Raw genomic sequence first — 11,334 nt, forward strand, 5'->3', positions numbered from 1 at the left:
ACGAGTGGTGCATCCGGCGACTCGCCGCGTTGCTGCGAGCGGCCGGAGCCGGAACGCCCTACGGTTGATCTTGTGAAACGGACACCCATGGAACTTGCAGCCATTGCCAGCGCCGCAGTACCTGGCCTCGCTCCGACCGGCGTGGCCGGCGCCCCCGACGACGCCGCGGACTTCGACTCCGCCCTGCTCGTCGATGATGCGGGGAAGCAGTGGAGGGTCCGGTCGCCCCGGCACGCGGAGGCGAGCATGCGCCTCGAGACCGAACTGCAGGCCTTGCGCGCCTTCACCCCCGCCATCAAGGCCGAGCTGCCGTTCCTCATCCCGCACATGGCCGGCAGCGTCCGCCAGGGCGAGCTCAGCACGTTCGTGTACTCGCACCTGGCCGGCACCACCCGCCCGCTCGACGGCCTCACCGCCGGCGGGCCCATGATGGCGCAGGAACTCGGCCGCGTGATCGCCGCGATCCACGCACTGCCCGCTGAGATGGTGCAGCGCGCCGACCTGCCCGGGTACGAGGCCGAGGAGTACCGTCAGCGCAAGCTGAACGAGCTGGACCAGGCCGCCACCACCGGGAAGATCCCCTCCATCCTGCTGCGCCGCTGGGAGCACGCGCTCGAGGACGTCGCCCTGTGGCGGTTCAGTCCCACCGTGGTCCACGGCGACCTCCATGAGGACCATCTCCTCGTCGCCGCCGGTCGCGTCTCGGCCGTCACCGGCTGGACCGACCTGTGCGTCGGCGACCCCGCCGAGGATTTCGCGTGGCTCGCCGCGGCCGAGGACACCGCTTTCGTCGACGCCGTGTACGCGGCCTATGCGGCCGCGAGGGCCACCACCGTCGACCCCCACCTGTCCCGGCGGGCGGCGCTTGCCGCGGAATTCGCCCTGGCACAGTGGCTGGTCCGGGGGGTGGCCCTCGACGACGCCGTCATGATCGACGAGGCGGAGGACATGCTCGCCACGCTCGAAGCGGACGTGGAGTCGATCGAACGCGAACAGCACGAAGCGGCGGAACGAGCCCGGCACGAGCACGAGCAGCGCGTTGAATGGGGTGACGACCAGGGCACGGATGCGGACGGCGTCCATCCCTCGTCGGGCGACCACGATGCACCCCATGGCGGGGAACCGAGCACCGGCGACGCAGCGCTCCCCCCGACCACCGGCGTGGGGACCGTCGATGCCGGTGACGCGGATGACGTGCAGGATGCCGGACCCGACGGTTCGGGCGGCGCGGTGGACGGGGAGCCCCACGCCGCCACCACCGCCCACGGCCGGTCCCCGGGTCATTCCGGGGGGCCGGGCGGAGACGCTGCCGCGGGTCCCGAGCGGACCGGTAGCCACGTTGTCGATCCGAAGGCGGCGGCGAACCGGGCGCACCGCCGTCCGGCGCCGACGGACGACGACGACCGGCGCCACGACCACGGGCCGTCGGGATCCTCGCTGGCGCACGCACGGCTCACGGCGGGCCGCCCGCGGCCTGCCACGACCTCCTCGAAGGTCACCCTCCTGAAAGGCAGCGAGCCCGGGGCCGGGTCCCCGGACGACGTCGCAACCTCCGCCCTGCCGATCGTCCAGATCCGCCGCTGACCCCTCCGGCCTGCCCGCCGGCCGCTGCCATCCCACCGCCCTGACGCGGGACACGGGAGCCGCGCACGGGTGCGGGCGACGGCGGCCGAAGTACGCGCTCGTCCGCGCCCCTCACTCCGGACTGCGTCCCGTCCGCGCCCGTTCGCGGCCGTCCGCGGCCGTTCGTGCTGATGATCAGGAGCCGGACGTGTCGGCCGCGCGGATGATCCTCTCGAGGTCGTCGGCGTCGGCAAGGTCGTGGGGGCGGACCACCAGGTTGTCGGCCACGTAGAAGAACGCCGCGCGCACCTTCCCGAGGGGCACCTCCTTCAGCCGTGACCAGGCGAGCCGGTAGACGGCGAGCTGGACCGCCTTGGCGGCGCGCCGGTCGGGCGACGGGGGCCTCCCGGTCTTCCAGTCGATCAGGTCCCAGCCGCCGTCGGCGTCGCGGAACACCGCGTCAACCCGGCCACGCACCACGATGCCGCCGATCTTCGTCTCGATGGGCGCCTCGATCGCTGCGGGCTCCCGGAGTGCCCATTCGGACTGCTCGAAGATCGCCGCCATGTCCGTCAGCCCCAGCGTCTCGTCGACGTGCGCGTCCGCACCGCCGGGGTACTCGCCGAGATCGAGCATCCCGCCGGCACCGTAGAACTCCTCGACCCAGGCATGGAACGCGGTGCCCTTGCGGGCGGCCGACCCCGGCCGCCGGGGCAGCGGCCGCCGCAGTTGCTGCATGACCGCTGCGGCGTCCTCGCGCAGTTCCACCAGGGTCGAGGCGGAGATGTGCGACGGCAGGGCAAGGGGCGTCCGTTCCCGTTCCCGCGCCTGCCGTGCCAGGGCGAGCCGGACCTCCCGGCCCCAGCGGCCCGCGTCCGGTTCGACCGGTGGTGACGCTGCGGCGGCCTGCTCGAGGACGGCCTGGGCTGCGCGCTCCATGGACGGCCGCCGGGCGCCGAGCGGATCGAACGGCCAGAGCGCCCGCTCGGGGCTCGCGTTCGCCGGATTCGCATCGCCCTCCTCGCCCTCCGGGAGCCAGTGCGGCAGGACGACGCCGGCCGTCCCGGACTCGGCGAGGGCGACGAGGTCCGTCAGGTAGGACGACGGCGCCGACGGCTTCGACCGCCCGCCACCCCATGCCGAGGACGTGCACACCAGCGCGTGCTTCGCGCGGGTGAAGGCCACATAGGCGAGCCGCCGTTCCTCGCGTTCCGCGTGTGCCCGGGCCTCGTCGGTGAACTCCTTCTCACTGGCGAGCCATTCCTTCTGGTCCTCCTGCTCCCAATCCCACTGCGGGAGTTCGGGCGCGTCGCCACGCAGGGGCCAGGGGATGGCGGAGTCACCGCTGCTCCAGCGCGAGTCCCTGCCGCTCGGGAACGAACCGTCGTTGAGGCCGGGCACGAAGACGACGTCCCATTCCAGGCCCTTCGACGCGTGCACCGTCAGGAGCTGGACCGCGTCCCGGCTCGCTTCGAGCTGCGTCACCGGCAGTCCGTCCTCCTCCTGGTCAGCAGCCTCGAGCCAGGCGAGGAACGCCGGGAGGTCGACGCGCTCCGCCGTGGACACGAAACCGGCGACGGCCTCGGTGAAGGCGTCGAGGTTGCGGCGCGCCTCATGGATGCTCACGCCCGGTTTCGCGGCCACCTCGATGTCCAGCAGGATCGTGCGCTCGACCTCGCCGATCATGCTCCCCAGGTCGTCCCCCATGAAGCTCCGGAGTCCGCGGAGTTCGTGGCGCAGCAGCTCGAGGCGCTGCCGGGCGGTGTCGCTCAGCATCCTGCCGGCGGACGACACCCAGTCACGGGGCGGGAGGTAGTCGACGGCCTCGACCAGGCTTCCCGCCTCGGCCAGGTCGGGGGCCACGACGGCGTCCCGGCCCTGCTCGCGGTCGAGCTCCCCGTCGGGCTCCCCGACGGACGGGCCGCCCCTGCGGAACATGGCCTCGCGCGTGCGGGCGAGCTGGCGGGACCAGTCCCCGAGGGCCATCAGGTCCGCAGGGCCGAGCCGCCACCGTGCACCGGAGAGCAACCGCAGCATCGAGTCGGAGCGGTCCGGGTCACCGAGGACCCTCAGGGTGGCCAGCAGGTCGACGATCTCGGGGGTGCGCAGCAGTCCGCCGAGACCGACGACCTGCACCGGGATCCCGGCGCGCTCCAGCTCGCGCCGGATCGGTTCGAACTGCTTGCGGCCACGACACAGCACGGCCATGGTCGGTCGGAGCGGCGATCCGTCGTCGTCGGTCTCGAAACTGCGCCGACGCTGCCGCAGGACCTCACGGGCGACGGCCTCCGCTTCGCTGAGCGCCGGCAGCGGACCGGCCGGCGGCCGCCCGTCGGCTCCTGCGGGGATGGCGGGAGCGTTCGGCGCGTGAGGCGCGTCCGGCGCGCCGGACCCGACCGTGGCCGCCTGCCCGTCCCGGTTGGTCGCGGGCGCATCCGTGAGGAAGCGACCGAGCAGGACCCCGCCGAGGGGCGCCCCGGGCCGTGCCACGAGCCCGGGGACCTGCTGGATGGTGGTGTTACGGAGCCACGGCGCCGGCACGTTGAGGGGCGCGGAGACCGTGTTCGCGGCCTCGAGGATGGAGGTCGCGTTCCGCCAGGCCACCGACAGGTGGGCCACCTCGGAGGGGGCCCGGCCCTCGGTGGTCACCCTCGGGAACGCGGTGCGGAAGGTGCCGAGCTGCCCTGCGGACGCACCCCGGAATCCGTAGATGGACTGGTGGGGATCACCGACGGCGGTGACGGACCGCCCGTCGGCGAACAGCCGCGAGAACAGGACCATCTGGGCGTGCGAGGTGTCCTGGAACTCGTCGAGCAGCACCACCCGGTACTTCTCGCGCTCCATCGCCCCGGCTTCCGGGATGTCGCGGGCGATCCTCGCTGCGAGCGAGACGAGGTCGCCGAAGTCGAGCTGCCGGCGCGCGAGCTTCGCGGCGGCGTAGTTCTCGGCCAGCTCGGTGACGGTGATACGGGTGCGCAGCTTGTCCAGCATCTCCTGGACCTTCTGCGTCGCTGCCTTGCCCGACCCTGCGACGTACGGCCGGGCGGCCACGTGCTCGATGTGGCGGCGGAGGTCGTCCCGGACCGTCGCCGGGCTGACCAGGTGTTCGGCGCACTCCCCCGCCATGTCGAGCACCGCCTTCACCAGCGTGCTCTTCGCGGCCGTGAAGTGCTCCCAGTCGCCGTCGTAGGCCTCGACGACGGCGTGCGCGAGCTGCCAGGACTGGGCGGTCCCGAGCATCACCGAGTCACGCTCCACACCGATCCGCAGCCCGTAGTCCTGGACGATCCCGTTCGCGAAGGAGTGGTAGGTGGAGATGGCGGGGTCGAGCCGGTCCAACGCGTCCCCGCCGACCGGCGCGGGCGCATCCTGTGCGAGCGCGGCGTAGAGCTGGGCCAGCCGTTGCCGGACCCTCGAGGCCAGCTCCCCGGCGGCCTTGCGCGTGAAGGTGACGCCGAGGACCTGCTCGGGGCGCACGAGGTCGTTGGCCACGAGCCAGACGACCCTGTCCGCCATGGTCTTGGTCTTGCCCGAGCCCGCGCCCGCGATGACCAGCAGGGGCTCCAGGGGCGCCTCGATGACGCGCGCCTGATCGTCGGTCGGGTACTGGACGGGGGCATCCGGGTCCGTGTGCAGCAGCTCCGCCAGTCGCCGGGCCGAATACCGCGCCGCCGGCCGTGCAGCGGCCACTACTGGGTCACCTGCTTGCCTTCTTCGCACAGGGGGCAGACTTCGGGCAGCCTGCACCCGCTGCCGCCGAACCCCGATCGGCGGGGGTCATGGATGGTGTCGAACGTGGCGGCCGACATCAGCGCGGCGGCGTCCTCGATCATGGTCCTCGCCCAAGTGTCCTCCGGACCCACCGGGGGCTGCACCTGGACCGCGACCCCCTTGGCTTTCGTGCCCAGCTGGACGAGTGCCGCACCCCCCGGCGCGGTGCTCCCCGCCTCCGTGGCATGTCCGGGCGCCGGCTGCGCAGCATCCGAGGGGTCGTCGGCGTCCTGGCCGCCGAGCTGCGCGCCCGAGGCGAGGGCCGTCTGGTAGGCGGCCAGCTGCGGGTGGCGTGGGATGTCCGCCCCGACGGGCGAACTCTTGCCCGTCTTGAGGTCGACGACGACGAAGCGACCCTCCGCGTCGACCTCCAGCCGGTCGATCTGCCCGCGCAGGCGCACGAGCCGCTCGGCGTCCCCCAGGCGGAGCTCGAGGTCGACCGCGAAGTCGACCTCCGTGGCCAGCAGGCTCCGTCCGTCCTTCCGCATGGAGAGCACATAGGCGGCGAGCTTCCGCACCATGGTCTCGGCACGCCGGAAATCGGACCGCCCTTCCCAGGTGTCCTTGATGCCCAGCTGCGGCCAGCGCCGCTCGAGCTCCTTCACGTACTCGTTCCCGGTGGCCTCCGGCAGGTCCTGGGCGATCTGGTGGACGAGCGTACCGAGGGACCGGGCGAAGTCGGTGGTCCGCTCCCCGCCCGCAGCGGAGACGAACCAGCTCAGCGGTGAGGCGAGCACGGACTCGACCTTGGACGGCGAGACCGGGATCGGCTGGTCCGCGGAGACCACCGGGTCCTCGCTGGTCAGGCCGAGCACACCCCACCACTGGGCGGGGTGTGCTCCCGGCACCGGCGGCTCCAGCACCGCCATCCGGCCGAGGTGCTGGGCCGCCTCGAGGGACAGGGCGGGGCTCGCCTGCGGGTCCTGCGCGAACTTCCGCAGCTCGGCGACGAGCGCGCGGAGGGTGACGGGGCGCAGGACCTCGGTCCGCGGCCGCAGCGCGGTTCCGGGCGGCAGGGGGTCGAGCACGTCGAGGAAGGGGGAGGGCTGCTCGTCCTGGGAGGAGACGGCACAGCACACCAGCTCCCGCGTGGCCCGGGAGACGGCGAGCGAGAAGGTCCGCAACTCGTCGAACCGGATGTCCTGCAGCAGGGACACCGGGTCGCGGTTGCTGCGGAACGATTCTCCGTAGTCGAGCAGCGCACGCAGTTCGCCCGATCCGAGGAGTTCCCCGCGCAGGCGGAGGTTCGGCCAGACGCCGTCCTGCACGCCCGCCACGATCACGAGGGGCCAGTGCCTGCCGGCGGCGCTCGCCGGCGTGAGCACCGACACCGACGCCTGGCGTGCGATGCGCGTCGTCAGCGTGTCCATGGGGATGTCCTGGCTGAGGATGTAGTCCAGGAACAGCTCCGGGTCGGCGCCGGGCATCTGTTCCACGAATCGCTCGGCGGTGTGGAAGAGGGCCATCATCGCGTCGAGGTCCCGATCGGCGCGGGTCGAGGACGGGCCCTCGGACAGGGCCGCACCCGACCACTGCTGCGCGAGCCCCGACGCGGACCAGAGCGCCCACAGGACGGTCTCGGGATCGCGTCCGGGGTCGGCGGCCGCGGACCGTCCCGCATCCAGCATGCGGGCCAGGCGCCGGACCGGCGCCCCCTCGGACGGCAGGGCGGCGATCTGCTCCGGCGCGGAGAACAGGGCCGTGAGGAGTTCGTCGCTCGTCCGCCCCCCGCCCTCCTGCAGTTCGGTCCGCCGGAGGATCTGGCGCAGGCGCCGGAGGTCCAGGCTGCCCGCCCCGCCGATCCGCGACGTGAGCAGGGAGATGCACAGCTCCGTGTCGAGTTCCGCGCGGCCCACGACGACGGCGAAGAGGTCGAGCAGGGGGCGCACGGCCGGCTCCTCCCGGATGGCGGTCTCCGCCGCGGGGACATTAACGGCGATGCCCTGGGCGGTGAGGAACCGCTGCACCGCGGACACTTGCGTCCCGTTGCGGACGATCACGGCGATGTCGTCGAGGCTGCGTTCACCGAACAGGTGCGCCTCGAGCACGCGCTGGGTGATGAAGCGCTGTTCATGGAACGCGCTGTCGAGGACATGGGCGGACACGGCCGGCCCGTCCGTCGTCGTGCCGTCCGCTCGACCGGCCTCCGGCAGGGCGTCCTGCGTGCCGGGCCCGGGCAGGACCGGATCGCCGTCCAGGTTCCTGTAGGCCGTGCTGATGCCCGTGGTCGCGATGCGGGCGGCGACGTTGCTCCACGCTGCGGCGAGCGGGCCATGGAGGGTCAGCGATCCGGGGAGTGCCACCGTCGTCAGGCCGCCGCCGCGGCGGAAGAGGGTGGACAGGCGTCCGGTGAGCTCCGGACGCGCTCCCCGGAAGCCCTGCGCGACCGTGTCGGGGCAGGAGGTGACCACGACGTCGTTGCCCGCTCCGATGAGCCCGAGGAGGGCGTGGATGGCGGGGTTCGCCTCCTGGTAGTCGTCGACGAGGATCAGCTCGAGGCGCCCCCGCTCCTGGTCGAGGAAGTCGCGGTCCGTCTCGAGGATCTCGCGTGCGGCGGTGAGGATCCCGGCCGGGTCGAAGGCCTCGGGCATGCGGAGGTCGAGGACGTCGCGGTATTCACGGTAGAGCGCGGCCGCAGAGACCCAGTCCGGGCGGTCGAACCGCTCGCCCCAGGCCGAGAGCTCCTCGGCGGACACCCCGTACTCGCTCACGCGGTCGAAGAGGTCACGGATCTCCTGCCGGAAGCCGCGCGTCGGCAGTGCGAGGGCGAGGCCCGAGGGCCAGTCGAGGTCCGGAGCGCCGTCGCGGCCGTGTCCGGAGAGGAGCTCCTTGATGATGAGGTCCTGTTCGGCGCCGGACAGCAGTCGGGGTGCACGCGTGATGGCGGGGGTGCGTCCCTCGGCCTTCGCCCGGCGGATGAGGTCGAAGGCGTAGGACGCCCATGTGCGCGCGGGAGCCGTGCTGATGCTGCGGTCCAGCTTGGCGGTCAATTCGTCGCGGAGCCGTGTCGAGGCCGCGCGGGTGGGCCCCAGGAGCAGCAACCCTTCCGGCGCCACGGATCCCGTGGCGATACGGGAGACGGCGAGGTCCGCGAGCAGGGAGGACTTGCCGCTGCCCGGCGCTCCGAGGACCAGCACCTGGCCGGTCACGCCGGCCAGCGACCGGAGCACGGCGTCGTAGCGTTCCGCGGGGGTCGCAGTGGCCGTGGCCGTGCCGGCGCCGGGGGCTGCCGCCAGGGCGTCAGGGAGAGTGCTGGTCATGGCTCAAGACCATCACACGCCACGGACAAACAGCGGCAACGCAACGGGCCCCGACGCTAGGAGCCGGCGCGTCGCAGGGACGCGCCGACGTCGTCGATGAGGACCTGTTCCTCGTCCGTGGGCCACCAGCGGGCGGAGCACAGATCCACGCGGTACTCGCCGGGGTCGGTACTCCCCCGTGACGCGGAGAGCGGCGTGCCCTCGACGTCGTAGTGCGCGCGGGCACGCAGGGCCAGGCCCCGCGGCGGGTGGCCGCCGGCGCGCAGGACGCGCCACCAGGGGACGTCCCGGGTGCTGCGGGAGAGGGCCCTGCCGACCTGTCGGGGACCTCCGCGGTCGAGGAGTTCGGCGATGTCCCCGTAGGTCAGCACCCGGCCGGCGGGGATCAGCCCGGCGACGGCGAGGACCGCGTCGCCGTAGTCGTCCGGATCGGTGTGTGGAGCGACGTCGGTGCCGGGGTCGACGGCGGGCGCAGCTCCGGGGTCCGGGTGGGCCCGGCGCCCGCCGAGGTCCTCGCCGTCGGGTGCTCGTCGATCCATGCCCTCCACCCTAGCCCGGCGGGCCCGGCGGGGCTGTCCGCCTGTTTGGTCGGAGCCCGCCCGTACGGTGGTGCCATGACGAGCTGGCATGAGGGTCCCAGGGCCGGGTTCGACCTCGAGACGACGGGGCGGGATCCGCTGACCGCGCGTATCGTCACCGCGACGATCGTCCTCGTCGACGGCGACGGCGATGTGCTCGAACATCATGAGTGGCTGGCCGATCCCGGCGTCGACATCCCCGAGGGCGCTGCGGCGATCCACGGCATCACCACCGCCCACGCGCAGGCGCACGGCCTGCCCGCCGCGGAGGTCGTCCACGGGATCTCGGCCGTGCTGACGCGCCTCTTCGCGGACGGCGTCCCCGTGCTGGCCTTCAACGCCAGGTACGACTTCACGGTGCTGGCGCAGGAGGGGCGCCGCCACGCCGCCCGGGTCCCGGTGCCCTCGCCCGTGATCGACCCGTACATCATGGACAAGCAGGCGGACCGGTACCGGCGCGGCAAGCGGACCCTGACGGCGATGTGCGAGCACTACGCCGTCCCGTTCGAGAACGCGCACACCTCCGCCGCCGACGTCCTCGCGACGCTCCGGGTGGGGGCGGTCCTCGCCGAGCGGTTCGCGTTCCTCCGGTGTCCCGCCGCGGACCTGCACGCGTCGCTCATCGTGTGGGCCGACCGGCAGGCGGCGAACTTCGAGGAGTACCTCCGCCGGACCGAGCCCGACGCCGTCATCGAGCGGGCCTGGCCCGTCGTCGGCAGCACCGCCGACCGGCCGGCCGACCGTACAGCCGGGCGACCGGGACAACGGGTCGGCCAGTACAGCTAGTCGACCCGTACAGCTAGTCCACCGGCACGGCCGCCGCCGCCCGTGCTGCCGCCGGGAGGGCGGCGTGGATGCGCTCCATCGCGGCGTCGTCGTGCGCCGCGGAGAGGAACCAGGCCTCGTACACGGACGGCGGGAGGTACACGCCCGAGTCGAGCATGGAGTGGAAGAAGGGCCCGTAGCGGAACGCCTCCTGGGCCTGCGCGTCGGCGTAGTTCCGGACGCCGTGCTCGGCGGTGCCGAACGCGACGCTGAAGAGGTTCCCCGCCCGCTGGATGGAGTGGTCGACGCCGGCCTTCGCGAGCTCGGCGGTGAGGGCGTCGCTGACCTCGAGCGAGCGCGCATCGACATGCCGGTAGACGTCGTCCGTCGCGGCCGTCAGGGTCGCGACACCCGCCGCCATGGCGATCGGGTTCCCCGACAGCGTGCCGGCCTGGTAGACCGGTCCGATCGGCGCGAGGTAGTTCATCACATCGGCGCGGCCACCCAGGGCAGCCGCCGGGATCCCGCCGCCGATGACCTTCCCGAAGGTCAGGAGGTCGGGCGTCCACGGGTGCTCGGCGTCGTCGGCGCCGCCCGTGAGCTTCCAGTACCCGCCCGGGTGGGTGCGGAACCCGGTCATGACCTCGTCCACGATGAACAGCGCGCCGTGCGCGGCGGTGATGCGGCTGAGGAAGGCGTTGAAGCCCGGCGCGGGGGTCACGACCCCCATGTTCGCGGGCGCGGCTTCCGTGATGACGGCGGCGATGTGCCCGCCGTGCGTGCGGAAGGCCTCCTCGACGGCCTCGACGTCGTTGTACGGCAGCACGAGGGTCTCCGCCGTCGTCGCCTCCGTGACGCCGGCGGAGCCGGGCAGCGCCAGGGTGGCGACACCGGATCCGGCGGCCGCGAGGAGGCTGTCCACATGGCCGTGGTAGCAGCCGGCGAACTTGACGATCAGGTTCCGCGACGTGAAGCCCCGGGCGAGGCGGACCGCGGTCATGGTCGCCTCGGTCCCGGTGGACACCATGCGCAGCAGCTCGACGGCGGGGACGCGCTCCTTGACGAGCTGCGCGAGGTCGGCCTCGGCCGGCGTCGACGCACCGAAGGTCAGCCCGTGGTCGACGGCGCGGTGCACGGCGGCGATGACGTCCGGGTGCGAGTGGCCGAGCAGTGCCGGGCCCCACGAGCAGACGAGGTCCACGTACTGGTTGCCGTCGGCGTCGGTGACGTATGCGCCGTGCGCGTCGACGAGGAAGCGCGGGGTCCCGCCGACCGAGCCGAAGGCGCGGACGGGCGAGTTGACGCCCCCGGGCATGAGGGCGCGGGCACGTTCGTAGAGGTGCTCGGACGTGCTGGCTGGTGGTGTCGCTGGGGTCGTCATCGGTGCGGTTCCTTCG

Annotated in this window: 6 protein-coding genes; 2 read left to right on the forward strand and 4 right to left on the reverse strand. The window is 73.1% G+C overall.

Features of this window, described 5'->3' with window-relative positions:
- Positions 1-87: 87 nt before the first annotated feature.
- The gene (locus IWX63_RS01570; protein ID WP_199276385.1) at positions 88-1,584 is read left to right on the forward strand and encodes a phosphotransferase; all 1,497 of its coding nucleotides are present in this window, start codon (positions 88-90) and stop codon (positions 1,582-1,584) included.
- A 174-nt stretch (positions 1,585-1,758) separates the two neighbouring features.
- Here the strand turns inward: IWX63_RS01570 and IWX63_RS01575 are convergent, their stop codons facing one another.
- Genes IWX63_RS01575 through IWX63_RS01585 form a run of 3 tightly spaced genes read right to left on the reverse strand, consistent with a single transcriptional unit; the run spans position 1,759 to position 9,133 of the window.
- Positions 1,759-5,253: an ATP-dependent helicase gene (locus IWX63_RS01575; protein ID WP_334685539.1), complete on the reverse strand. Its 3,495-nt coding sequence runs from the start codon at positions 5,251-5,253 to the stop codon at positions 1,759-1,761.
- A complete protein-coding gene (locus IWX63_RS01580) occupies positions 5,253-8,594 on the reverse strand; it encodes an ATP-dependent helicase (protein WP_334685540.1) in 3,342 nt (1,113 codons plus the stop codon). Before IWX63_RS01580 ends, IWX63_RS01575 begins: the two co-directional genes overlap by 1 nt.
- 56 nt (positions 8,595-8,650) lie before the next feature.
- Positions 8,651-9,133 (reverse strand): MGMT family protein, encoded by a 483-nt coding sequence (locus IWX63_RS01585; protein ID WP_199276387.1) that lies wholly within the window; start codon positions 9,131-9,133, stop codon positions 8,651-8,653.
- 75 nt (positions 9,134-9,208) lie between these two features.
- Between IWX63_RS01585 and IWX63_RS01590 the strand changes: the two genes are divergently transcribed.
- Positions 9,209-9,958, forward strand: a complete 750-nt coding sequence (locus IWX63_RS01590) for a 3'-5' exonuclease (protein ID WP_199276388.1) — start codon at positions 9,209-9,211, stop codon at positions 9,956-9,958.
- Between the two features lie 13 nt (positions 9,959-9,971).
- On the opposite strand, the gene hemL is transcribed toward IWX63_RS01590, so the two are convergent.
- Positions 9,972-11,318 carry a glutamate-1-semialdehyde 2,1-aminomutase gene (hemL, locus tag IWX63_RS01595; RefSeq protein ID WP_199276389.1) on the reverse strand — a complete coding sequence of 449 codons (1,347 nt, stop codon included), beginning with the start codon at positions 11,316-11,318 and terminating at the stop codon, positions 9,972-9,974.
- Positions 11,319-11,334 lie beyond the last annotated feature (16 nt).

It is taken from the genome of Arthrobacter sp. CAN_A2, assembly GCF_015752045.1.
Lineage (GTDB): Bacteria > Actinomycetota > Actinomycetes > Actinomycetales > Micrococcaceae > Arthrobacter_D.

Coding starts and splice junctions, on each gene's coding strand:
- IWX63_RS01570 (WP_199276385.1), top strand. CDS start 88: ATGGAACTTGCAGCCATTGCCAGCGCCGCAGTACCTGGCCTCGCTCCG.
- IWX63_RS01580 (WP_334685540.1), bottom strand. CDS start 8,594: ATGACCAGCACTCTCCCTGACGCCCTGGCGGCAGCCCCCGGCGCCGGC.
- IWX63_RS01585 (WP_199276387.1), bottom strand. CDS start 9,133: ATGGATCGACGAGCACCCGACGGCGAGGACCTCGGCGGGCGCCGGGCC.
- IWX63_RS01590 (WP_199276388.1), top strand. CDS start 9,209: ATGACGAGCTGGCATGAGGGTCCCAGGGCCGGGTTCGACCTCGAGACG.
- hemL (WP_199276389.1), bottom strand. CDS start 11,318: ATGACGACCCCAGCGACACCACCAGCCAGCACGTCCGAGCACCTCTAC.